General features: G+C 39.2%; 23 protein-coding genes. 16 read left to right on the top strand and 7 right to left on the bottom strand.

Annotated features, from left to right (window positions below):
• Positions 1-63: 63 nt before the first annotated feature.
• Entirely contained in the window at positions 64-1,641 is a 1,578-nt protein-coding gene (locus CBF33_RS00800) for a peptide chain release factor 3 (RefSeq protein ID WP_126760727.1), read from the top strand.
• Positions 1,642-1,738: 97 nt separating this feature from the next.
• Here CBF33_RS00800 and CBF33_RS00795 read toward each other — a convergent pair whose 3' ends face one another.
• Both CBF33_RS00795 and CBF33_RS00790 read right to left on the bottom strand, forming a co-directional pair.
• Positions 1,739-2,392, bottom strand: a complete 654-nt coding sequence (locus tag CBF33_RS00795; protein ID WP_170167718.1) for a DsbA family protein — start codon at positions 2,390-2,392, stop codon at positions 1,739-1,741.
• A gap of 75 nt (positions 2,393-2,467) precedes the next feature.
• On the bottom strand, positions 2,468-3,043 hold the full coding sequence (locus CBF33_RS00790; protein ID WP_126760725.1) for a CYTH domain-containing protein: 576 nt from the start codon (positions 3,041-3,043) through the stop codon (positions 2,468-2,470).
• Positions 3,044-3,207: 164 nt separating this feature from the next.
• Here CBF33_RS00790 and yjbM point away from each other — a divergent pair, with 164 nt between their 5' ends.
• Genes yjbM through mgtE form a run of 4 tightly spaced genes read left to right on the top strand, consistent with a single transcriptional unit; the run spans position 3,208 to position 6,996 of the window.
• Positions 3,208-3,888 (top strand): GTP diphosphokinase, encoded by a 681-nt coding sequence (gene yjbM / locus CBF33_RS00785; protein WP_023605914.1) that lies wholly within the window; start codon positions 3,208-3,210, stop codon positions 3,886-3,888.
• A gap of 20 nt (positions 3,889-3,908) precedes the next feature.
• Complete coding sequence (locus CBF33_RS00780) at positions 3,909-4,739, top strand: NAD kinase (protein ID WP_023605913.1); 831 nt, start codon at positions 3,909-3,911, stop codon at positions 4,737-4,739.
• Complete coding sequence (locus CBF33_RS00775; protein WP_126760724.1) at positions 4,729-5,616, top strand: RluA family pseudouridine synthase; 888 nt, start codon at positions 4,729-4,731, stop codon at positions 5,614-5,616. The genes CBF33_RS00780 and CBF33_RS00775 overlap by 11 nt, the downstream gene beginning before the upstream one ends.
• Positions 5,617-5,637: 21 nt before the next feature.
• Complete coding sequence (mgtE, locus tag CBF33_RS00770; RefSeq protein WP_126760723.1) at positions 5,638-6,996, top strand: magnesium transporter; 1,359 nt, start codon at positions 5,638-5,640, stop codon at positions 6,994-6,996.
• Between the two features lie 43 nt (positions 6,997-7,039).
• Here mgtE and CBF33_RS00765 read toward each other — a convergent pair whose 3' ends face one another.
• Positions 7,040-7,675 (bottom strand): copper homeostasis protein CutC, encoded by a 636-nt coding sequence (locus CBF33_RS00765; RefSeq protein ID WP_126760722.1) that lies wholly within the window; start codon positions 7,673-7,675, stop codon positions 7,040-7,042.
• Between the two features lie 102 nt (positions 7,676-7,777).
• Between CBF33_RS00765 and CBF33_RS00760 the strand changes: the two genes are divergently transcribed.
• The 8 genes from CBF33_RS00760 (at position 7,778) to CBF33_RS00725 (ending at position 16,896) form a co-directional block, all read left to right on the top strand.
• Positions 7,778-8,647 carry a methyltransferase domain-containing protein gene (locus tag CBF33_RS00760; RefSeq protein ID WP_170167717.1) on the top strand — a complete coding sequence of 290 codons (870 nt, stop codon included), beginning with the start codon at positions 7,778-7,780 and terminating at the stop codon, positions 8,645-8,647.
• 187 nt (positions 8,648-8,834) lie between these two features.
• Positions 8,835-9,341, top strand: a complete 507-nt coding sequence (gene trmL / locus CBF33_RS00755; protein ID WP_023605908.1) for a tRNA (uridine(34)/cytosine(34)/5-carboxymethylaminomethyluridine(34)-2'-O)-methyltransferase TrmL — start codon at positions 8,835-8,837, stop codon at positions 9,339-9,341.
• 139 nt (positions 9,342-9,480) lie between these two features.
• On the top strand, positions 9,481-10,947 hold the full coding sequence (locus tag CBF33_RS00750; RefSeq protein ID WP_126760720.1) for a nicotinate phosphoribosyltransferase: 1,467 nt from the start codon (positions 9,481-9,483) through the stop codon (positions 10,945-10,947).
• A 67-nt stretch (positions 10,948-11,014) separates the two neighbouring features.
• Positions 11,015-11,857: an ammonia-dependent NAD(+) synthetase gene (nadE, locus tag CBF33_RS00745; RefSeq protein ID WP_126760719.1), complete on the top strand. Its 843-nt coding sequence runs from the start codon at positions 11,015-11,017 to the stop codon at positions 11,855-11,857.
• Positions 11,858-11,861: 4 nt separating this feature from the next.
• A complete protein-coding gene (locus CBF33_RS00740) occupies positions 11,862-13,709 on the top strand; it encodes an LTA synthase family protein (protein WP_126760718.1) in 1,848 nt (615 codons plus the stop codon).
• A 189-nt stretch (positions 13,710-13,898) separates the two neighbouring features.
• Positions 13,899-15,353: an amidase gene (locus CBF33_RS00735; RefSeq protein ID WP_126760717.1), complete on the top strand. Its 1,455-nt coding sequence runs from the start codon at positions 13,899-13,901 to the stop codon at positions 15,351-15,353.
• A gap of 18 nt (positions 15,354-15,371) precedes the next feature.
• On the top strand, positions 15,372-16,226 hold the full coding sequence (locus tag CBF33_RS00730; RefSeq protein WP_126760716.1) for a transporter substrate-binding domain-containing protein: 855 nt from the start codon (positions 15,372-15,374) through the stop codon (positions 16,224-16,226).
• Position 16,227: 1 nt separating this feature from the next.
• On the top strand, positions 16,228-16,896 hold the full coding sequence (locus CBF33_RS00725; protein WP_126760989.1) for an amino acid ABC transporter permease: 669 nt from the start codon (positions 16,228-16,230) through the stop codon (positions 16,894-16,896).
• 15 nt (positions 16,897-16,911) lie between these two features.
• Here the strand turns inward: CBF33_RS00725 and CBF33_RS00720 are convergent, their stop codons facing one another.
• Together CBF33_RS00720 and CBF33_RS00715 are read right to left on the bottom strand one after the other, a co-directional pair.
• Positions 16,912-17,583, bottom strand: coding sequence for a hypothetical protein (locus CBF33_RS00720; protein ID WP_126760715.1), 672 nt, complete (start codon positions 17,581-17,583; stop codon positions 16,912-16,914).
• 109 nt (positions 17,584-17,692) lie between these two features.
• Positions 17,693-19,834, bottom strand: a complete 2,142-nt coding sequence (locus CBF33_RS00715; RefSeq protein WP_425330193.1) for an LTA synthase family protein — start codon at positions 19,832-19,834, stop codon at positions 17,693-17,695.
• A gap of 246 nt (positions 19,835-20,080) precedes the next feature.
• Between CBF33_RS00715 and CBF33_RS00710 the strand changes: the two genes are divergently transcribed.
• Genes CBF33_RS00710 through ybaK form a run of 3 tightly spaced genes read left to right on the top strand, consistent with a single transcriptional unit; the run spans position 20,081 to position 22,496 of the window.
• Entirely contained in the window at positions 20,081-21,259 is a 1,179-nt protein-coding gene (locus CBF33_RS00710) for a class I SAM-dependent rRNA methyltransferase (RefSeq protein ID WP_126760985.1), read from the top strand.
• 11 nt (positions 21,260-21,270) lie between these two features.
• Positions 21,271-22,011: a type I 3-dehydroquinate dehydratase gene (locus CBF33_RS00705; protein ID WP_170167716.1), complete on the top strand. Its 741-nt coding sequence runs from the start codon at positions 21,271-21,273 to the stop codon at positions 22,009-22,011.
• A complete protein-coding gene (ybaK, locus tag CBF33_RS00700; RefSeq protein ID WP_126760713.1) occupies positions 22,008-22,496 on the top strand; it encodes a Cys-tRNA(Pro) deacylase in 489 nt (162 codons plus the stop codon). Before CBF33_RS00705 ends, ybaK begins: the two co-directional genes overlap by 4 nt.
• 43 nt (positions 22,497-22,539) lie before the next feature.
• Here ybaK and CBF33_RS00695 read toward each other — a convergent pair whose 3' ends face one another.
• Together CBF33_RS00695 and CBF33_RS00690 are read right to left on the bottom strand one after the other, a co-directional pair.
• The gene (locus CBF33_RS00695; protein ID WP_126760712.1) at positions 22,540-23,688 is read right to left on the bottom strand and encodes an ArgE/DapE family deacylase; all 1,149 of its coding nucleotides are present in this window, start codon (positions 23,686-23,688) and stop codon (positions 22,540-22,542) included.
• 27 nt (positions 23,689-23,715) lie between these two features.
• Positions 23,716-25,128: an MFS transporter gene (locus tag CBF33_RS00690; RefSeq protein ID WP_244919665.1), complete on the bottom strand. Its 1,413-nt coding sequence runs from the start codon at positions 25,126-25,128 to the stop codon at positions 23,716-23,718.
• Positions 25,129-25,139 lie beyond the last annotated feature (11 nt).

The following is a 25,139-nucleotide window of genomic DNA, read 5'->3' as shown; positions in this document are numbered from 1 at the left end:
ATACTAGCGCTTGTTATTGTGAAAATAAGTGAGCACAAGTCAAGATTAAAGGAGTCTATATAAATGAAAGAAACGATACAAGAAGCGGTCGATAAGCGTCGCACGTTTGCGATTATTTCGCATCCGGATGCGGGGAAAACAACGATTACAGAAAAATTATTATTATTTGGTGGCGCGATACGCTCTGCAGGAACAGTAAAAGGGAAAAAGACGGGGAATTTTGCTAAATCAGACTGGATGGAAATTGAAAAGCAACGTGGGATTTCTGTTACCAGCTCGGTTATGCAATTTGACTATGATGGAAAACGTGTGAATATCTTAGACACCCCGGGACATGAGGATTTCTCTGAAGATACCTATCGGACATTAATGGCTGTGGACGCAGCTGTCATGGTAGTAGATACAGCTAAAGGGATTGAAGCTCAAACGAAAAAACTTTTCCAAGTTTGTCGCATGCGTGGGATTCCTATTTTTACATTTATGAATAAACTAGATCGGGACGGTCGTGACCCACTCGATTTATTAGAAGAGTTAGAAGAAGTTTTAGAGATTGATTCCTATCCGATGAATTGGCCGATTGGCATGGGGAAAGGGTTAGAAGGAATTTATGATATTTATCATAAACGAATTGAATTTTATCACCCTGAAAAATATGATAACGAACGCTTTGCTATGTTAAATGAAGAAGGCGAGTTGCCAAGTGAACATAAACTCGCTCAAGATAGTATTTATCGCCAAGTCTTAGAGGAAGTTGAGTTGCTCGTCGAAGCGGGTAATGAGTTTGATGCCGACTTAGTCGCAGCGGGTGAGTTGACGCCTGTATTCTTTGGTTCTGCGTTAACGAATTTTGGTGTACAAACATTCTTAGAGACATTTTTACAATTTGCGCCAAAACCTTCTGCTCATAAGACTCAAGATGAAACGATTGTCGAACCAGACAATGAGGATTTCTCTGGCTTTATTTTTAAAATTCAAGCTAACATGAACCCTGCTCATCGAGACCGAATTGCTTTCGTGCGTGTTTGTTCGGGCGTGTTTGAACGTGGTATGGACGTCACGTTAGAACGCACGGGTAAGAAGATTAAATTAAATAACTCGACACAATTTATGGCGGATAGTCGAGAAACTGTCGAAAATGCGGTAGCGGGGGATATTATTGGGTTGTATGATACGGGTAATTATCAAATAGGCGATACCATTTATAGCGGTAAGCTGGATGTTGCTTATGAAGAATTGCCACAATTTACGCCAGAGATGTTTATGAAAGTTACGGCGAAAAATGTCATGAAACAAAAATCATTCCATAAAGGGATGCAACAGTTAGTCCAAGAAGGTGCTATTCAGTTATACAAAACGTATGTCACAGAAGACTATATCATCGGTGCAGTTGGACAATTGCAGTTTGAAGTATTCCAACACCGAATGCTTAATGAGTATAATACCGAAGTAATTATGACACCTATGGGAAATAAAACCGCTCGTTGGATTGACCCAGAACAATTGGATGAAAATATGGGCTCTAGTCGTAATATTTTAGTGAAAGACCGTTATGACCAACCGTTATTCTTATTTGAGAACCAGTTTGCTATGCGTTGGTTTGCGGACAAATATCCAGAAGTTGAGTTGAAAACGTTGCTTTAAAAGCCAATAACAAAAGAGTCACCAATCCATTTTAGGATTGGTGACTCTTTTTGGTTGTTGTCATACTTGCACATTATTCGCTTAGAACCGTCATGTGTTACTTTTTCTGTTCAATCAGATGACAGTGAGTAGTTTGCCAATGCGTTGCTTTATCAATCAATGTAGAGAAAGAATAACGTTCCTTATCGGTTAAGTCCCCTAAAATCAACTCAGAAAGTACTTCATATGAAGGATGTTCATCCGTATAAATACCAAAGTCCATATGTTTATCATAGTGGAAAATAACAGCACCAACGTGATGTGTCAGTCCCATATCTTTGGCAATTTGTTGATCGAGTTCATAAAAGTGTTGGATGATAGGTGATTTTCTGTCGAGGCGATACGTTTCCCAATCTGCACCTATTTCGTGTACGGTTTTTTTGATTAAATCGCTTGTATAAGGATATTTTTGATGACAAAACTGCTCTTGGACAGCTAACATAAAGCGTCGGCTTAGTCGATTACCTTGCAACTGAATCGTTTTATAATCTAAAGTAAATTGATATAAGTCTTGAAAGAGTTGATTGCGTTCGCCTAAGGATAGTTCATCCTCTTTTTGCTGAATTTGCTGTTCAAAACTTGGCAAACTAAGCATCGGAATAAAATGGCACTTTACTTTTTTTGAAACCTGTTGGACAAGTTGTAAAATCTGTTTTTCTGTTTTAAGACAGTCGGAACAAAGCGGGTGCACAAAGACATAAATTTCTAACATGACCATCGCTCCAATAAATATTAATTAAGTACCCTAAATGTAACAGAAAAATAGAAAAATGAGAAATAAAGTGTCTTATAACAGTTTTGTAAATGCTCGTTGGATTTTATTTGGAGTAGGGCGCTTAGGAATAGCATGCTTGGCGAGCAATGAGTTAAACAAAACCTGTCCCTTTTCGAAATCTTCGACTTCTAACTCAAGTTCGTAGTCATGGCCGTGGGTATACCAACTTTCATCTAGGACGAGCAGGGCGCCTTCTGTTAAAGGATATTCAACGCGTCTAGTTGTAAGTTGAGCGAAAGGTTGAAGCGTGAGATAGTCGATATCTAAACTTTCTAACTTTTCAATAATATTAGGGGCGCTTGGTAAACGTTTTGCTTGTATCCAGTGGTCCCCCTCCTCTTTTGAGAGAGGAAAAGTAGTTTCTAATAAACCATGATTAACAGGGGTCTTTAAAGTGACTTCGGCATGGTGAGGCAATAGTCGCAAGCGTAATGCCGCTTTTTTTTCAGCTAAATGGTGCTGTGGTGTGTCATAGTACACATTCGTTTGTTCCCAAGATGGTTGCGTGTCTAACTGGTAAGTATTGTATAGCGCTTGAAATTCTGCTTGGGTCAGTAGGTTTTTAAATTCAATTTCTAAAGTTTCCATAAGGTCGCTCCTCTAAAGGTCTTTTCTTTATTTTCGCTAAGACAAAGCAAAAGGTCAACTGTAAACATCTTAATCGATAATGGCGACGACTAACGGTTCTGTCGTTTTTATGATAAAATAGAAGATGCAGGATTTTTATTTTTTGTATAAATGAGGGAAGTCGTATGACAAATTGGGACGAGCTTTTAGCACCATATGAACAAGCTGTTTCAGAAATGAAAATTAAATTAAAAGGGATTCGAAAACAATTTCGCGAGCAAAATCAACACGCGCCGATTGAGTTTGTCACTGGTCGTGTAAAACCCGTTGACAGCATTAAGACGAAAGCCAAAGTTCGCGGCATTTCGATGGAAAATTTAGAAGAAGAGATGCAAGATATCGCGGGGTTGCGTATCATGTGCCAGTTTGTAGATGATATTTATGAAGTCGTTCATATTATTAAGAACCGTAAAGATATGACTGTCGTACAGGAACGTGATTATATTTCGCATAATAAGGAAAGTGGTTACCGTTCGTATCATTTGATTATTGAATATCCGGTTCAATTAGTCACTGGTGAAAAGAAGTTATACGCAGAAATTCAAATTCGAACACTTGCGATGAATTTTTGGGCGACCATTGAACATTCATTGAACTATAAGTATCAAGGTGAGTTTCCGGCTGAGATTAATGAGCGCTTGAAAAATGCGTCGGAAGCCGCTAACTTACTAGATGAAGAAATGTCAAAAATTAGAGAAGAAATTCAAGAAGCCCAGCACTTATTTTCACACGGTCGCGGGAAAATGAATGATCGCTACTATCAAGATTTCTTAGCTATGCGTGAGCAATGGAATAAAGATGAGTAGGAAGAGAAAGGGAGAATGAAATGCGGATTGCCATGATAGCAAGTCCTTCACCACAATCACAGGTAGTACTAACTCGATTAAAAACACTTTTGAATAAACCGCCATTTGAAATGGTCAATGAGCGGCCAGATATCGTCTTAACGATTGGCGGTGACGGAACACTTCTTTCAGGGTTTCATCGTTATGCTCATCAACTTGCTACGATAAAATTTATTGGTATCCATACGGGACATCTAGGCTTCTATACTGACTGGCGTGACTTTGAATTAGAAGAGTTAGTTGATAGTTTGCTTCATGAAGAGCAGAAAAGTGTGAGCTATCCCTTACTAGATGTAGAAGTGACTTTGGCTGATGAAACACAGGAGAAAAAACATTTTTTAGCGTTAAATGAATGTATTATCAAAAAAGTAAATACGACAATGGTTGCTGATATATTTATCAAAGAGGAGCATTTTGAACGGTTTCGTGGTGATGGCGTATCGGTTTCGACTCCGACGGGTTCGACAGCGTACAATAAGAGTGTCGGAGGTGCTGTCTTACATCCACGTATTAATGCGTTACAATTAACAGAGATTGCTTCGCTAAATAATCGCGTGTACCGCACGTTAGGGTCGCCATTAGTGATTGCAGGGGATGAATGGATTGAGGTAAGACTGTGCGCTGACAATGATTATTTATTAACCATCGATCAATTGAGTTTTCCACAATCAGCTATCGCCTCCATTCGTTATAAAATTGCGGATGAGCGGATTCATTTTGCTTCATACCGTCATACCCATTTTTGGCGTCGTGTAAAAGATGCCTTTATAGAGGAAGAAGATACGCATAACGGAGGCGACGATGAAATTTAGTTGGCGTTATGAAAAAGAAGAACCACGTTTGCTAAAGACGTTTTTGAATGAGCAAGGGATTTCCAGAAGTTTATTAGCTAAAATCAAGTATCAAGGTGGTTGGATTGGTGTAAATGGGGTAGAAAAAACAGTGCGATATGTGTTATCCTATTTAGATGAGGTCACTGTGATCATACCTGATGAAGGGGAGCATGAAACGCTGCTACCAGACGTAACACCAATTGATATTATTTTTGAAGATGAACATTATTTAATTGTCAATAAACCGGTGGGGGTTGCCTCTATTCCCGCTCAATATCATCCTAATGGGACTATGGCGAACCGGGTAAAACATTATTACCAGTCTCAGAATTACCCTAATCAAGTCATTCATGTCGTGACGCGATTGGATCGTGATACAACGGGGCTAATGTTGTTTGCTAAACATGGTTATGCACATGCGATGATGGATAAAGAGTTGCGCGCTGGTCGGGTAACGAAAAAGTATCTAGCATTGGTCGGAGATGATAAAGATAAGTTGTTACCAACTGGGAAGATTGACTTTCCTATCAAGCGTGTTGAAACGTCGATTATTGAGCGAACAGTGGGAGAAGGCGGCTTGCCGTCATTAACAGAATATTGGTTAAAGAAACGTACAAAAGATAAGGCGTTGGTAGAAGTCCAATTGCATACAGGACGCACACATCAAATTCGCGTTCATTTTGCCGCAATCGGCTGTCCACTCATTGGAGATGAGTTATATGGTGGACGCATGGATTGTGGCTTGGAGCGTCAAGCCTTGCATTGCCATCATTTAAGTTTTTATCATCCTTTCACGAAGGAATGCTTAAATATCTTTCAGGAGATGCCTGATGACATGCAAAATGTCCACTTATAAAATAACACAGGAGGAAAAGCCATGAGTGAAACGATAGCCGAAGACTTTTCACAACTGCGTGAACACTTGAGAGCCAATCATATTCAAGCATTTCGTAGTGAGTTTTTAGATTTACATATTTATGACCAAGGTCAATTTTATTTGAAATTAGAAGAAGATGAACGACAATTATTATATGCCTATCTCTCGCCAAAAGAGATGGCGGACATGTTCGATGTTTTGGAAGAAGAACAAGAAGATGTTGAAGGTCTTTTAAAAGAAATGAAACCGAGTTATGTGGCAGAGATGTTGGCAGAGATGTATACCGACAATGCTGTCGACACGTTGAAGCAACTTGATCGTCAAGATGTTGCCAAGTATTTAAGTATTATGTCAAAAGAAAGTGCAGCTGAAATTAAAAACTTATTGCACTATGAAGATGAAACAGCTGGAGCGATTATGACAACGGAGTATGTTGCGATTGAGTCGCAACAGACCGTGGGTTCTGCCATGCGTTTATTAAAAGAAGAGGCAAGTAAAGCTGAAACGATTTATTATGTCTTTGTAAAAGACGTCAATGATTTTTTAGTTGGCGTTATTTCGTTGCGGGATTTAATAGTAAATGACGATGATATGTTGATTTCTGATATTATGAACGAGCGTGTTATTTCGGTGAAAGTTGGAGATGACCAACAAGATGTCGCGCGAACTATGCGTGATTATGACTTCTTAGCGATTCCTGTTACGGATTATGATGGACGGTTGTTAGGAATTGTAACCGTTGATGATATTATCGACGTAATGGACGAAGAAGCAACCAGTGATTATTCTGGTTTGGCTGGGGTTGACGTGGATGAAGTAACGGAAAATCCGTTTAAAGCAGCAGCTAAGCGTTTACCTTGGCTGATAACGTTACTCTTTTTAGGAATGTCAACAGCGACGTTGATTGGGCGCTATGAAGAATTGGTCAGTGAAGCAAGTATTTTAGCAGTGTTTATTTCACTTATTACCGGAACGGCCGGGAACGCTGGAACGCAATCGTTAGCCGTTGCCGTCCGTCGTTTAGCCGTTCAAGATGATGAGCGTGGTTTTATGAGTCTGATTATTGGTGAAGTCTTAACAGGACTCATTACCGGATTTGTTACGGGAGTCACTATTTTCTTAATTGTCGGAATTTGGAAACAAAACTTTATGCTAGGATTTGTTATTGGGATGGCCATGCTCTGTGCGATTACCGTTGCTAACTTAGCGGGTAGTTTAATTCCAATGGTTATGGATAAATTAGGGTTTGACCCGGCAGTCGCTAGTGGTCCTTTTATCACCACTTTAAGTGACTTAACGAGTGTACTCATTTACTTTAATATCGCAAGTTTATTTATGAGTTATTTTATTGGCTCATAACAATAGAAAAACCAGATTATCTTAATCGATAATCTGGTTTTTTTTAATAGTTAACAATACGAGTTCCATGTACTTCATTAACATTTAGTGTTTCCATGACCTCATCACAGTTTTCATATGTGACACCTCCGCCGGGTAAGATAATAATGCGATTGTTAGCATAAACAATCAGCGACTTTAAATGCTCGTAGTGATCAGAAATTGGAGTTCCAGCCAGTCCGCCATGTGTTAAAATACGTGTTACTTCTTGTTCGGCAAGCCAGTCAATTGCGTCAAGCTGTTGCTCATGACTCATTTGATCAAATGCCATGTGGAAAGTTATTTGTAGTCCTTCAGCTAGAGCGATAAAGCGAGCCATGCTTTCTTTATCTAAACTATTGTCGTTATTTAATACGCCGATAACGATACCGTCAACACCTAGTGCTTTAGCTTCTAAAAGGTCGGTTTCCATGATTTTTAATTCGGTATCGTGGTAGACAAAATTGCCACCACGTGGGCGTATGATAGCCATAACAGGAATATCTTTTTCGTGGCAGTAGTGAATGGTTTCCTCCATGACGCCTGTACTGACGGTTGTTCCGCCTGCTGCTAGGTTATCACATAATTCTATTCGTGTGGCACCGGCTGCGATAGCTTTAGGAATATCTGTAAAGTTTTCTGCACAAAATTCTTTAATCAAATTAGGCACTTCCTTCTTCTTCATTTTCTTTATTGTAGCATATTATGATAAAAAATATGGTATGATGACAAGTGAAAAATGTTTTTGAAAGAAGGAATTGGATTGCTAGAAAAGAAAAAAACGCGAGCAGCTCGCTTATTGAAAGCAAGTGAATCGATTTTGGCTTGCCCAAAATGCCATGCGACATTGACTATGGTGGAAGACCGTCAACTAATTTGTCAAGAAGGGCATACATACAATCTATCCAATAAAGGAACAGTATATTTTCCTGATAAAGCGATAAAAAATAGTTATGATAAAGTTATGTTAACGCATCGCATGAAGATGATTCAAGCAGGTCTCTATGCGCCTTTAATCTCTTCGATTCAAGAGGTGTTAGCGACACAAGAGGTGCGTGTATTACTAGATGCGGGCTGTGGCGAGGGTAGTTTTTTAGCGAAACTTTTGCCTGAACAGTCTGAAGCGGCTTATTTCGGATGTGACCTTTCAAAAGAAGGGGTTGAATTAGCGACGCAACATCAGGGAGATGTTTCATGGTTGATAGCAGATATTACGCGGTTGCCGTTTCAAGACCATTCAATCAGTCATATTGTGAATATTTTTTCGCCTAGTCATTATGAAGAATTTCAACGTGTGCTGCATGACGAAGGCCAAGTGATTAAAGTCGTACCACGCGAAGACTATTTAAAAGAGTTGCGCGCTTTATTTTTTGAAGACGATGTTGATAAACAAACCTATCAAAATGCTCCTGTCAAAGCTAAGTTTTACGACAGTTTGCAAGTGATTTCTGATACTGCGATAACTTATTCTTTTTCAATTCCGCAAGCATTACGAGAAGATGCGGTTTATATGTCGCCCCTGCATTGGAGTGCTTCTGAAACTGCAAGAGAGCGTGCGTTAAAGCAATTACCAGAGACGCTAACCGTATCGGTTGATATTCTAATTGGAAAAAAAGCACAGAAAAGTCAATAATTTTTCATAATCTTGTTGCAAAGGTGTAGACCTTCTGATATAGTAAGTTTAGTTGTTTTTCATTAGTTTTTATCAGATTCCTGTTCTGATAAAAGTTAGTGAAGAAAACTTTGCTAACGTAACGGACTCGCCGTGATTGACACCGAGCCGATACGTTTTTTTTTTATGAAAAAATGGAGGGAAAGATATGACGAACCATATTGTTTTATTTGAACCATGTATACCTGCCAATACTGGCAATATTGCCCGAACTTGTGCGGCGACCAATACTCCATTGCATTTAATTGAGCCATTAGGATTTTCAACTGATGACAAAATGTTGAAGCGTGCGGGGTTAGATTACTGGCACGATGTGGATATTACGTATCATGCTTCTTTAGAGGCCTTTTTAGAGTATGTGGGAGAGCAACCTCTTCATCTCATCACAAAGTTTGCGAATCAAACCTATGTGGACGTTAATTACGCTGACGACCAATCTCACTTTTTTATTTTTGGAAAAGAAACGACGGGATTACCTGAACCCTTTATGAAAAAGTATGAGCGTCAATGTTTAAGAATCCCGATGAATGACGAGCATGTTCGCTCACTTAATTTATCGAATACAGTGGCCTTAGTTCTTTATGAAGCATTACGTCAACAATCATTTCCAGAGTTGGAATTAACCCATGTGTATGAACATGATAAATTAAAATAAGCCGAGTTGACTCACGAAAATGATTTTTCGTGAGTTTTTTTAATAGGTCGTTTGTTTTTTGAAAAGTCATACCGTCGTCTAAGACACAGTGCGTCTCTCGTGTTATAATAGAAGGTAAATATAGATTAGGAGAATCGACATGCCGTATAAATATCCAGATGATAGTTTTACTTTGCACACTGACTTGTATCAAATTAATATGATGAAAACGTACTGGGAGTTAGGGCGAGCGGATCAACACGCTGTCTTTGAATGTTATTTTAGAGAGATGCCGTTCAAAAATGGTTATGCTGTTTTTGCTGGTTTGGAGCGATTGGTTCATTATTTCGATCGTTTGACTTTTTCTGAATCGGACATTGATTATTTACGAGAAGTAGAAGAGTATCCAGAAGCCTTTTTAGATTATTTACGTGAATTTAAATTCCGCTGTACCGTACGTTCCGCTGTGGAAGGAGAGTTAGTCTACAGCAATGAACCGATTGTTCAAGTAGAAGGACCACTCGCGCAGTGCCAGTTGGTTGAAACAGCGCTCTTAAATATCGTGAACTATCAAACGCTAATTGCGACGAAAGCTGCTCGAATTAAGTCGGTTGTAGGGGACGATTTATTAATGGAATTTGGTTCCCGTCGCGCTCAAGAGATGGACGCTGCGATTTGGGGAACGCGTGCTGCTTATATTGGTGGTTGTGATGCAACCAGTAACGTCCGCGCTGGTAAAATGTTTGGTATTCCAACGAGCGGCACACATGCTCATTCGCTCGTACAGTCTTACTGTAATGATTATGAAGCGTTTAAAGCCTACGCGCAAACGCACCGCGATTGCGTCTTTTTAGTGGATACTTACGATACGTTAAAATCGGGTGTTCCCAATGCGATTCGTGTCGCACGTGAATTTGGTGATAAGATTAACTTTTTAGGCGTGCGTATAGACAGTGGTGATATGGCGTATATTTCTAAAAAAGTACGCAAACAGCTAGATGAAGCTGGTTTCCCTGAAGCAAAAATTTACGCGTCTAATGACTTAGATGAAGCGAAAATTTTGAGTTTGAAAATGCAAAAAGCGAAGATTGATGTTTGGGGTGTAGGGACCAAGCTGATTACCGCCTATGACCAACCAGCTTTGGGTGCTGTTTATAAAATTGTTTCGATTGAAAATAATGAGGGTGAGATGGTAGATACTATTAAACTTTCAAGCAATGTGGAGAAAGTATCCACACCGGGTAAAAAACAAGTATGGCGCATTACAAGTAAAAAAGACCAACGTTCCGAAGGGGATTATGTGGCATTAGCCCATGAACGCCCTGATTTACTAGATGAGTTGTACATGTTCCACCCCGTGCACACGTTTATCAATAAAACAGTCACAGATTTTGAGGCACGTCCGATTTTACAAGACATTTACGTGGAAGGGGAGCGCGTATATCAACTACCAGACTTAAAAGACGTGAAGCGTTTTGCTGATGTCAATCATGAAAGTTTATGGGAAGAATACAAACGCGACTTAAACCCACAAATATACCCCGTTGATTTATCACAGGCGGCGTACAATCATAAATTAGCGATTATTGACCAAGTACGTGAAGATGTTAAAAAATTGTCGAAATGATGCTAGGCAGTCTACGGAATAGTCAGTTTCCGTAGACTCTTTTTAAATGATAAAAGGAGAGAATGACATGAGACCTTTGCAAGCTGAAATAAAAAAAGTGTTAGCGGTGAAAGAAACTATTGACCCTCAAAAAGAAATCGACATGCGCGTTTCTTTTTTGAAAGAGTATTTAAAACAACATCCGTTTCTAAAGACCTATGTACTAGGGATTAGTGGGGGACAAGATTCGACGTTGGCTGGCAAACTAGCGCAAATTGCGATTGCTGAATTGCGAGAAGAAACGGGTGATGACAGTTATCGTTTTATAGCGGTGCGTCTGCCTCATGGCGTGCAAGCGGATGAAAGTGATGCACAGGCTGCTCTTTCGTTCATTCAACCAGATGAATCATATGCGATTAATATTGAACCGGCTGTTTCGGCAATGGTCGCCACATTTGCAGAACAAAATTTACCAATAGGCGATTTTAATAAAGGGAATATCAAAGCGCGTCAACGTATGATTGTCCAATATGCAATTGCCGGAGAACGACAAGGGGCAGTCATTGGGACTGACCATGCGGCAGAGAGCGTCACTGGTTTCTATACTAAGTTTGGTGATGGGGCATCCGATATTTTTCCATTAGCTGGGTTAAATAAACGTCAAGGTCGCTCGCTTTTAAAAATGTTAGCCGCACCTGAATCGTTATACTTAAAAGTGCCCACAGCTGATTTGGAAGAAAATCAACCGATGTTACCAGATGAAGTCGCTTTAGGGGTGACGTATGATGAGATTGATGACTATTTAGAAGGTAAAAGTGTGAGTGAGGCTGCTGCAGAACAAATTGAACGCCATTATTTAAAGAGTGAACATAAACGTCATTTGCCGATTACGCCGTTTGATACCTTTTGGAAAAAAGAGCTAAAGAGTTAAAGAGATGCGTAGTCAAAAAGCTATAATCAAACGTGTCATCAAACAGAGTGTATTACTTATCGCAATCACGTTTATCAGTCATTTATATTTACAGTGGATGCAAAATCAGTTGTCTGTGACGTTAGTGTATAAGTTTGCCTTTCAATGGCATGTTGCGAAATTCTGGTTATCCACAGCCGTGCTATTCATTGTCTTAATGTGGATGATTGCCTTACTTGGGTCTTTTACTAGAGGGATTAGCTTGTATCTTATAACGATAGTAAGTATCGGGTTAGCAACCTATTTTAAAATGCGTTATCGAGAAGAACCGCTATACCCAGATGATTTACGCATGATTACCGAGTGGCGATTATTTCAAGATATACTGGGCAAGCCGTTATTTATCGTGATAGCGATTAGTTTAAGTGTGTTAAGCATTTGGTTGCTATATGCTTTGTGGAAAAGTCGAAAACTCTCAAGTTATCAACAGCTCGTGCGTCTACTGTGCTTTGGATTGATGACGGGTTTGCTCGTTTCAATCGGTCACTTTAATCAAGATAATCATTGGTTAAAAAAGCAGTATAGCAAAACAGCGTTATGGATTCCTTATAGTCAAAAGATGAATTATTATAATACCGGGTTTGTTGCCGGCTTTATGTATAATTTGAAAGTGGAAGCCATGGAAAAACCAGCGAACTATTCACAGCAAGAAGTCGAGCGTATTGTGGAAAACTATCAGCACTTGGCGGAAGAGGAAGCACGCCATACGTTGCAAGACCAACCGAATATTGTCTTTATCATGTCGGAAAGTTTTTCAGATCCACTGCGACTGGAGGGGATTCGTGCGAGCCGTGATCCGTTAGCAGTGTATCGCGAACTGGTTGCTGATACTTATCACGGTCAGATGTTATCACAAAGCTATGGTGGTGGCACGGCAAATATTGAATTTGAAGCATTAACGGGTTTTTCAATGGGGACGATGAATAGTCAAATGACAACACCCTATACGATGTTAGTACCCAAGATGAAACGCTTGCCTTCTGTTGTCTCGCAATTAAACGATAAGGGTTATTATACAAGTGCGATACATCCTTATAATAGTTCGATGTATAAGCGCCAAGATGTCTATCGTCGATTAGGTTTTCAGCAATTTATCACGGAAAAAGAAATGACGGCGACAAAAAAAATCGAGCAAAATCCTTACATTTCGGATGAAGCTGCGTTAGATGAAGTGTATCAGATTTTAAAAGAAAAAAATGCTCCTCAGTTTATTCATTTAGTTACGATGCAAACACATATGCCGTATAAAGAAAAGTACCCGAATACGACATTAACAGCAGATGGTGATAGTCAGACGATTACTTTAGCGAACTATATGACAGATATCGAATATACGAGTCAAGCATTAGCTGATTTTTTACCTAAGTTGCATCATTTGGGACGTCGTACGTTAGTGGTTTTCTTTGGGGATCATTTACCTGGTATTTATAGTGAGGCATTTAAGAAAAGCCTACCAGAAGAGGAATGGCGTCAAACGGAATTTTTCTTCTATGATAGTGACTATCACTTGTCTTTTTCTAATCAGACCTCGTCAGTACTTAGTCCCATTTATTTCTATCCGTTATTACGTCAACAAGCGCAATTACCTATTAGTACGTGGGACTATTTGTTGCTACAATTGCAAGAAGCGTTACCAGCGTTTGAAGCGGACCTCAGTTATGATGGAACTGTATGGCAATCAGGGATGAAAATCCCGCCAAAAGCAAAAAAATTATTTGCGGATTATCAGATGCTCCAATATGATATTCTTTCGGGGAACCAGTATAGTCTAAATACCACACTCTTTAAAGAATTGAAACAAGATCTTCATTAAGAAGGTCTTTTTTTTTATTTGATTCAGTACAAAAATGTTTTTACCAAAAGCTAAAGGAAATGCTAAAGCGTGATACGATGGGCTTTATTTAATTTGAAATTAAGTGGTGACAAAATTACGACGTGTTCGCTAGGTGTTTGTGAAAGTAGCTTGTTATAATAAATAGCGAATGTTAAAGGAGTGTGTAAAATGAAGGATGCAACGTATTGGGCACAAAAAATTAAAAATCGAGAGGTTTCACCAAGTGAGTTACTGGAGGAAACAGCTCGTCAAATCGAACAGAAAAACCCTTTATATCATGCTGTTGTTGAAAGTGATTTAGAACAGGCTCTGAAAGAATTAGAAACACTGACATTGGACTTAGATGCGCCTTTTACAGGGGTACCATTTGCCTTGAAAATGTTAGGTCAAAATAAAAAAGGAATGGGTGCGACGGCAGGGTCACGCTTATTAGCAGACTATCGAGCAGAGTCCACTGATTATTTTGTTTCAAAAATAGAACGAACGGGCTTTATTCCGTTTGCTAAGACGAATGTCCCTGAGTTTGGCTTTAAAAATATTTCAGATGCTTCATTATATGGCGTGACGCGTAATGTATGGAATCCAGAACATCACGCAGGTGGTTCAAGTGGTGGAGCGGCGTCAGCTGTGGCGAGTGGGATGTTTCCTATTGCAGGTGCTAGTGATGGTGGTGGTTCGATTCGTATCCCCGCTTCATTTTCTGGATTAATAGGCTTGAAACCGACACGTGGGAGTATGCCTGTCGGTCCGGGGAGTTGGCGTGATTGGCAAGGAGCGTCGATAAACTTTGCTTTGACTCTTTCCATGCGTGATACGATGACGCTCTTTGAACATATGAGAGGAACGTCAAAAGCCGCACCTTATCAAGCTCCTTTCAGTGATTATCAGTTAGCGACACAAACACGCCCATTAAGAATAGCTTATTGCGTGGATTCTCCGGTTGGAACACCTGTATCTCAAGATGCTAAAAATGCGTTAAAACAAGCCGTAGACTTTCTAGCCAGTCAGGGACATGAGTTAGAAGAAATAGCGTATCCAGTAGACGGACGTGCGCTAATTGAGAGTTACTATGCGATGAACGGTGCGGAAACGGTCGCGATGTTTAGTCCAATGACGGCTGCATTGAAACGTGATTTAACAGAACAAGATATGGAAGCTATGACGTGGGGCTTGTATCAATACGGGCAACACATTCCAGCAGGGGAGTATGTACAGGCCTTACAATTATGGGACGAAGCGACTGCGACGATGGAGCAGTTATTCGAATCTTACGATGCCTTTTTATCGCCGACTGCGACCGATGTAGCGCCAAGAATTGATACCGATTTACAGAGTGATGGGATACGTGCGGGCTTAGAAAATTCTTGTTATCTCGATAAACCTGCTTTGAAAAAGCTCGTATATGAGATGTTTGAAAAGAGTTTAGCGATTACGCCATACACACAATTAGCTAATTTAACTGGTCAACCAGCCATTAGCTTACCGACGTATGTGACGTCAACAGGACTACCTATCGGGATTCAATTAATGGCATCAAAAGGACGAGAAGATATCTTATTCCGTGTGGGACAATTATTTGAAAATGAACAAAAATTCTATTTACCAAGTTACTATAATGTTTAAGATGAGGAGCAATAGAGGATGAAAAAGAAATGGTGGATGACACTAGGTTTAGTAGCGGCAGTCGTAGGACTTGCGGCATGTCAAACGAACGAAAAAGATAGTACAGTGGCAAAACAAGATGCAAGTTGGGAAAAAGTGGAAGAGCGTGGTCGCTTAATCGTCGCAACGTCAGGAACTCTTTTCCCGGCCTCTTATTATAATGATAAGAATGAACTGACCGGCTACGATGTCGAAGTCGCAAAAGAAGTAGCGAATCGTTTAAAATTAGATATTGAATTTCAAGAGTATAATGTAGATGGTATGTTAGCGTCTGTAGAAAAAGGCATGACAGACTTAGTTGCCAATGATTTTGGGATGAGTGAGGAGCGGTCGAAGAAATTTGCTTTATCTATTCCAATTAAATATTCATTCGATAGCATGATAGTCCGTAAAGAAGATAATTCAGGTATAGCGTCATTAGAAGATTTAAAAGGTAAAAAAGCAGCCGGGGAAGCGACGACTGGTTATATGAAACTGGCTGAAAAAATGGGTGCAGAATTAGTGAGTTATGATAATGCGACAAACGATCAATACTTAACAGATGTTGCCAATGGTCGTACCGATGTTATTTTAAATGACTACTACTTACAAAAAATGTCTGTGGCAGCATTGCCGGATATTCCTGTTAAAATATTAGAGGATGTTTATTTTAATCCGTCTAGTTCAGGCTTTTTCTATCCAAAACAAAATGTTGCGTTACGCGAAAAGATTGATACAGTGTTAGAAGAAATGCAAGCTGACGGTTCGCTTAAAAAACTGTCTGAAACATTTTTCAATGCAGATGTGTCGGTAGAGCCTGATGTTAAAGTCGATAAGACTGTGACGATTGATTAAGATGATAGGAGCTGTCTACATCCCAAAAATCAATCCAGTTTTAATGTGGGAGTCGCTACCATTTATTTTACAAGGTTTGCCTTACACAGTCGGTATTAGTGTCGTGACCTTCTTATTGGGAAATATTTTTGGGCTTTTTTTAACCATGTTGATGTTTAGTGAAAGAAAGATAATTCAACTCTTTGTCAAAGGCTATACCTCTTTTATGCGTGGTGTACCAGGGCTAGTGCTGTTATTTATTCTATATTTTGGCTTGCCGTATCAATTAACGGCCTTACAAGCCGTGATTATTTGTTTCACAATGACGAGCAGTGCCTTTTTAAGTGAAATATATCGAGGTGCAATTAGCGGAGTCGATAGTGGTCAGTGGGATGCAGCTAAAGCGTTGGGGTTACCCTATACGAAAACGATGTATCAAATTATTATTCCCCAAGCATTTCGTATTGCCATCCCGTCATTAGGTAACGTAGCCATGGATTTGGTGAAGGGAACGTCGTTAGCTGCAATGATTACCGTACCTGAAATCTTCCAAAAAGCGAAGATTATTGGCGGGCGTGAATTTGACTATATGAGTTTATATATTTTAGTCGCTATTTTATATTGGTTAATGTGTTGGGTAGTTGGAAAGATTCAATACTATATGGAACGTCGTTATGCCGTTTATCAATAAGAAAAAGGTGTCCTGTTAAAAGGGCACCTTTTTTCGTCGACGATTAAATTTTGTAAGTAAAAAGATAGGTAAGAGAATTAGTAAGAGATAGTATAAGCTTCCTATTAAAATCACGAGTAGCAGCGTTTTAGATGTCAGAGGATTGGAAATATAAACATGAGTTAAACTGTCAATACTAAAAGGGAAGAGACGAGGTTGTTGTATGTGTAAGTAGTCAGTCGCAGATTGTGTCAGAGAACTTAATTTTATATGGTAATAATTGCTACAATAAGTTAGTAAATACTGCCAAAGAGTTGATTTTACGATATAAAAAAGGATAAAAACGGCAAGGAATGAGCTTACAAGTAAACGCACTATAATAAAAAAAGGTTGAGTAAGATTTTTTTTCGCTTGCTTGAAAAAGTACCAAATAACTAAATAAGATAAAAGTGTGATAATCAGAGTGAAAAGTAAGCCCCACTGTTGTTGATGTCCCCACCACTCTTGTTTAACTTGTTGTAAAGCATCGTTTTTGATATGCCAAGTTCCAGTTATCGGTTGCAATTGTTGCCAACGTTGTTCTAAAGAGTGAAAAATTTCTAAGTTGGCGCGATAAAGAAAGGCACCTATCGTAAATAATCCCATTAAAAGAGCTTGTAAAATCATAATGATAATCAAAAAAGTCGCATGTCGCAGTATCGATTTCATTCACCATTCACCTCATATCTCTACTATAAAAAAAAGATATGAATAAATTATGATAAAAGCTTTGTTAATTAAAGAAAGAACACTGTCAATAATGACAGTGTTCTTAATGTTATTCGCTATCAGCAGCAGTTTCTTTGCTTGCTACATCGGGTTTACCAAAATATTCTTGGTATGTTTTTGATTCATATAAGTCTACAGTTGATTGATTATTATGCTGACTGTAAACGCTAGTTGAATTTTTACCTTTTTCTTTTTCAATCTTTTCAAGGCGTTCGACTTGATTTTTATAGTTATAAGAATCAGGTTTGACTGGCTCCAAGTTACTGTTTGTATAGTAACGGAGTAAATCGCCATTTGTTAAAGCATCAGACGTTTGCAATTGCTGCTGTCCAGCTTCGCGAATTTGTTCGATTTGAGCAGTTTGCTCTTCAGTCGGTTCTAAGATCATTTGTCCTGTTTTGTTCAGATAAGCATTGTCGCCAATAATCGTGTATTCAGGCGTCATAATATCACCGTTACGGAATGTAACAATCTGACTGTTTTCTGGAGAGAATAAATCTTGACCTAACATCAAGTATTTATTACTATCAATGCCTAATAAGTGTAATAAGGTAGGTAGAACGTCCACTTGTCCACCAAATGTATGATTGACAAATCCTTCTGTTTGACCAGGGATATGGAACATTAATGGTACACGTTGTAATTGCGCGTTATCGTACGGTCCCCATAAAGACGGAGATTTATCTAGTAACTCTGCTAATTCGACGTTGCGTGAATCGGAAATACCATAGTGGTCACCGTAAAGCACAATCATACTATTTTCGTATAAGCCTGAAGCTTTTAAGTAGTTAAAGAACTCTTCGACCGCTTTATCAAGATAGTTGGCTGTTGCAAAATAACCATTAATCGTTGTATCTTTAGTGTTTGCCATTGGGAAACCAGCATCGCCATCTTTAAATTCTGAATAAGGATAGTGGTTAGATACCGCAATAAACTTCGTGTAAAACGGTTGTTGTAGATGTTCTAAATATTGTGTAGATTGTTGGAAAAATGGTTTATCATGTAAGCCATATTGGAATGAATTATCTTCATTGACGTCATAGTAGCTTCCGTCAAAGAAATAATCATAACCTAAATGTTTGTATGTTTCGTTACGATTCCAAAATGTCCCTGCGTTACCGTGGAAGACGGCACTAGTGTAACCCGCTTCCTGACCTAAAATGGCTGGAGCTGCTTGGAAGGTATTTTTATTACCCAGTTGTGTAAATAAAGGACCTTGGTCTAAACCAAAGAATGAATTTTCTAATAGTGTTTCAGCATCACTCGTCTTACCAGATTTTACTTGGTGGAAGACGTTGTCAAAACTATAGGTTGCTTGGTCATTAAATAGACTGTTTAGGAAAGGTGTCACTTCATGAGAAACACCATTTTCATCTACTAAGTGATAGCCAATCATGAATTGTTGTAAACTTTCTAAGTGAACGTAGATGACGTTTTTCCCTTTAGCAACGCCAAACATTTTTTCGTTTGGTGGTGTTTGGTGATGGCTGACGTATTCTTCAATCGAAACTAAGTCGTTCTCACTTGCTTGAGCGCGGTTTTGGTTAGCTTGGTATGTTTGCAAGCCGTCATAAGCAGTAAATGCGTTAATACCTAGATATTTGACAATATAGTCTTTTGAAAACGTCCGTTTGAGTAGTTGTGGACGGTCTGCTTCCGCTAATGATAAGTTAATAGAAAACATCAAAACGGACAGGGACGTAATCGCAAACGCTAAACGGAAACGAATCGGTTGTTCATCGACATTGATTTTCTTTTTCCAAAATAAAACGCCAAGAATAGGGAAATCAATTAAATACAATAAATCATATGGTCGGAATAGACGTAAAGCACTTTCGCCTAGACCTGATGCGACTTTACCCGCACCAAGCATGGTGTTGATTGTAATGAAGTCCGTAAACTCTCGATAATAAACGACATTTGAAAATAGTAAAATCGACATTGCGATATAAATCAAGGTCGTCGTCCAGTAAGCGCGTTTCGGATTTTTAACATATAAGCCAATTGACAGGAGTAATGTCGCTGTCGCAAATGGATTGATAAATAGGATGAAATACTGGAACAGGCTTTCAATCCCTAAATGAAAGTCTACTAAGTAGGCAAACATCGTTTTTGCCCAAAGAAGAACAATCAGTAGGACAAAGTAACCGATACGGGTTTGTAGTTTATTTAAATTTAATTTTTTGTTCAATTTGATACTTCCTTTCAAAATAAGGTGCGGCTTGTGTAAATGGCTATTTAAGCCACAATATCTCTATCATAACTATATTACAGTTTTTGAAAATGAATGTCAATTTTCACTATGTTCATTTTCAAAGGAAATCATTTTTTATTTTGGTTTCAAAGTGTGTTAAACTGAAAAATGATGGCATAGCTTAAGATAAATAGCTAATCATAGCATGACATAAAAATGTGAAGGAAATGTGAGTGAATCATGATAAATATTCAATTAAAGAAAAGAGCGGCAAAGCGCGCACGAAGTGGCTATCCACTTATTCAAGCAGAAGATATTCAGTCGTCGCCAACTAAGTGGCAAACGGGTGAATGGGTGACCTTTTATGATGCTAGTCAGCAGTACGTAGGGACAGGTTATTTAGGAAAGCAGAACAAAGGGATGGGATGGATTATAAGTCGCGACCAGACGGCTCGACTTAATCGTGCTTTTTTTGAGCGATTGTTTCAACAAGCTTTTGATAAGCGACAAGCCTTTTTCGCAGATGATTTGACGACAGCTTTTCGTATTTTTAATGGGGAGGGCGACGGTTTAGGTGGTTTAACTATAGATTGGTATGATGGTTATCTTTTATTGACGTGGTATAACGATAGCTTGTATCAAACGAAGCCGCTCCTTTTAGAAGCATGCCAAGCAGTGTTGAAGGATATACAAGGGATTTATGAGAAGAATCGTTTTGATTTACAAGGACTACCGGAATCACAACATATTGCCGGTGCAAAAGCACCAGAACCTTTAATTGTTAAAGAAAACGGTGTCTCATTTGCGACGTATTTAGATGACGGCATGATGACGGGCATCTTTTTAGATCAAAAAGAAGTCAGAGGGCGGCTAGTTAATGGGCTGATGGCAGGTGGTCGTGTTCTTAATACGTTTAGTTACACGGGGGCTTTTTCAGTCGCTGCGGCAATGGGAGGCGCTATCGAAACGACGAGTGTGGATTTGGCCAAAAGAAGTCGTGAAAAAACTACCGAGATGTTTGAAGTCAATCAATTAGCTTTGACTACTCATAATATTGTGGTGATGGATATTTTCGACTACATTCGCTATGCCAAACGTCATGCCTTAACGTTTGATATGGTGATACTTGACCCGCCAGGCTTCGCGAGAAATAAGAAGCGAACGTTTTCTGTTCAACAAGATTACGACCAACTTGTCGCAGACATCGTACCACTTATAGAGAAAAAAGGTTATTTGATTGCGTCTACCAATGTAGCTAGTCTATCATACGAGCGATTTAAAGAAATGGTTGAAACAGGGTTAGCGACTAGTCATCGTGCTTATCGATTGGTTGCCACGCATCGTTTGCCTGAAGATTTTGCTGTACATCCACATTTTGAAGAAGGTAATTATTTGAAAGTGTTATTGTATGAATTAGATTAGAGGTCATGCAAATGGAAAATCATGAGTTAGTAGGAAAAATCTGTGTGCCTCTTATTGCCAGTGATGAGTCTGCTCTTTTTTCTATGATAGATGAGGCTATAATGAGTGGCGCGGATATATTAGAGTGGCGTGTTGATTACTATCCTTTTCAAGCATTAGAGGAAATTGACCGACTACTGACGTTGATACAAATGAAAATTGGCACTGTTCCACTGATTGTTACCTATCGCTCTGTGGCTGAAGGTGGCAAAGGTACTGCTTGTTTAGATGATTATTGTTATTTTTGTGACAGGGTCGTGTCACATCCAACAGTGACTTATTTAGATGTAGAATGGACGAAATGGAAGACGGTCGGTAAGCATTCATCTATTTATAACCATTTGGGAAAAATTATTTTATCTAAGCACGACTGGACGGTAGGAGTAGAGGAGCGACCAATACAAAAAACGATACAAGCGATGCAAAGAATCCAACCTGCTATTATAAAAGTAGCCGTTACGCCAAAAGACGTCAATGAAGGAGAAGAGTTGGAACGCATGCGAAAGGCCTATGTGTTTCCTAACAAGACGAGCTCTTCCGCCTTATTACTAATTGGCATGGGCGAATGGGGAAGAAATCTACGTATTAGCGGACACCGGTGGGGAAATCCTTGGACCTTTGCATCTTTGTCCAATCATGAAGCTTCAGCGCCGGGACAGTTGACGGTAAGAGAGCTGCAAGAACTTTGGCGAAAAGGAGATGATTCTCGATGAAAAAGAAAAAACATCATGTCAAGACGAATGCCGTTCGTTTTTTAGAAAAAAATAAAATCCCTCACGAAACGCGCGAATTTGAAGTGGGAGAAACACACGCTTCGGCGAAGGAAATTGCGATAACATTAGGCATTGCGCCTGAAAAATTATATAAGACGATTGTTTTAGTGGGAAAACAAACTGGCCCGCTTGTCACTGTCATCCCTAGTCATCATTCGCTAGATTTAAAAAAAGTAGCCAAAGTCAGTGGCAATAAAAAAGTCGAATTATTATCTTTAAATGATTTAGAAAAAGTGACGGGATACATTCGAGGTGGCTGTTCGCCGATAGGGATGAAAAAGCACTTTCCTACATATTTAGCCAGTGAAGCAATGCAATGTGAAGAAATCTACGTTTCAGCTGGCAAACGTGGTTATCAAATGCGTTTAGCTCCTAAAGATTTACAAGCGGCGACGCGAGCGGAAGTCGTAGATATTTGTGAATAGAATAAGCGTGCCGAATGTTTCAAAGATTCGGCACGCTTATTTTTTATAGACTTAAAAATTCACGAGCAATCGTTTCATTGACAGTAATCATTTTATAGAAGTCTTCGATTTTGACATGTTCATTTGGTTGGTGCGCATTTTTGGTTTCACCAGGTCCAACGATTAAGATAGGGAAGTCTTTTTTAGCTCTTCCAAATTGTGAACCATCAGTATAGCCTGTCATACCAAACGTACCAGGTTCTTCACCGCGAACATCTGAAACAACTTTTTTAGTTAGAACAGTGAAAGGATCATCTAATTCTGTTCGGATGGAAGGTAAATCATTGATAAACTCAATATCCGCTTTAAAGTCTGGCACACTTTTCTCTAATTGCTCTAGAATATCGTGAAATTGTGCTTTTAATGTTTCATGGTTTTGTTTTTTGATAGTACGAATATCTAAACTAATCGTGCATTTGTCAGGAACGACATTGGTACCGTTGCCGCCGCTAATAACATTTAAGCTAGAAGTAGAGGCACCGACTAAATCATCTACGTAAGAGCCAAAATCAAATGTCTTTTTGATTTCATTGATAACTAACAACATATGCTCAATCGCATTGACACCTTGGTCGGGCATGGAGCCGTGAGCTGTCTTACCGTAAGTGGTAATTTGTGGCCACAATGCGCCTTTATGAGCTACACCGATATCAAGATTCGTAGGTTCACCGATAACTAGGGCATCCAAATCATCTGCATAGCCTAAATCGACTAATTGACCGGCACCAATTGCGCTTGTTTCTTCGCCGATGGTTGCAAGTAATTTGAGCGTGCCTTTGAATGGTACGTTGGCTTCTTTTAAGCGAATCATGGCGACGACACAGGCGATTAAACCGGCTTTCATATCACATGTACCTCGACCGTATAATAAGCCATCTTTCTCAACAGCCGCAAAAGGTTCTTCATCCCAAGCGACTTCACCAACGGGGACAACATCCATATGACCAGATAAGCCTAAAACGGGGCCTTCTTCTGCTCCTTTTAACGTTGCGATTAACGAATTACGTCCAGGGCTGTATTCGACTTGTTCACAAGGAATACCATAAGAAGTAAGTAGTTCTTCTAACGTATCGGCGACCATTTTTTCTTTTCCAAGTACCGTTTCCATTTGCACCACTTTTTTTAGTAGGGCTAAAGCTTCTTGATTTTTCATATTAAACGCCTCTTTCTTTTTTTATTTTTATGATAAAGATGTTTCTTTTGTTTTCTTAGGGATAACAAAAACAATCGATAAGATAGCTAAAACACAGAATAGAATGTTTGTGATTAAACCATAGGTAGCACCTTTTGTAAAGAATTCCCCTTGACTGACACCATTATAGACGGCAGCCGATATAGCCATTCCTAATGCGCCCCCTAGTGAACTCGCCATTTTATAAATACCAGAAGCGACTCCTGCTTTTTCATCAGAGATGCTAGACATAGCAGTATCGGTTGAAGGTGTTGCGTAAATACCTAATCCAATACCAAATAAAGAATAACCAATAAAGACCAAAATAAAATAGGCAGTACCTTGTACCATCGTTAAAGCCATTAAACTAACCCCAATTCCTGTGGAAAGAGTTCCCCATAACATTGGTTTACGTGCGCCAACTGTTTGAAGAAGTTTTTCACCGACACGGATGGTGATTAAGATAAGAGCTAAATAACCAATGGATAAGAACCCTGTTTGCATCGACGTTAAACCGCGACCTTGTTGAACGTAAGTATTGATAACGAATAATGTTCCGGCTACGGCATTTAGCAAGAAGTTTGAAATAGTCGCTCCAGTAAACTCGCGATTGTCAAATAATGAGAAATCTACGAAACTATTTTCTTTAGAAATCTCTACTTTGTAAAAAAGAAAAATACCAATAATGAAAGTAACAAATAAAACAATGATAGTAGGGCTTGTCCAACCAAGAGTGGCACCTTGAGAAACTCCAATATTTAAAGACATCATGGCAATGACAAAAAGAATCAATCCCGCAAAATCAAATGCTTGTTTGTTGGTAGTCGTTACTTTGCTCTCTGGCACACCTTTAATAAAAAGACCACTTAATACAGAAATTATGATTGAAAAAATAAAAATCCAACGCCATCCTAAAGAACTTGCGATAGCACCACCGAAGAACGAGCAGAAACCTGAACCACCCCATGATCCAATTGACCAAAAACTTAAGGCGCGTTGACGTTCTTTGCCATCATAATATGTTTTCACTAAAGCCATTGTGGCAGGCATGATACAAGCAGCTGATAAACCTTGTAAGACGCGACCGATTAAAAACAAAGGCGCTCCAGTTGTCACGACTAAAGCTAATGACCCGATGATATTGAGCAGTAGTCCAACATAAGTAAGTCTAACGCGACCTAATCGATCGGCAAGACTACCGGCTACTACAATGAAAATACCACTCATCAGAGCAGTGACAGAGATTCCTATTCCTAGTATTCCGTCGCTAATACCTAAGTCGGCTTGCACTTGTGGTGCGATATTGACAAATGATTGAGCGAATAACCAAAATGTTAAAACACTAAAGACAATTCCAGTTAATAATTTGTTCGTTCCGCGATAACGCGAATGACCTGTTGAAGGTTGTATTGTTGATTCCACACTTTCATCTC

This window comes from Vagococcus lutrae, assembly GCF_003987555.1.
Classification (GTDB): domain Bacteria; phylum Bacillota; class Bacilli; order Lactobacillales; family Vagococcaceae; genus Vagococcus_A; species Vagococcus_A lutrae.
Note: the sequence above shows the minus strand (reverse complement) of the source record. Positions and strands in the feature narration are given on the sequence as shown.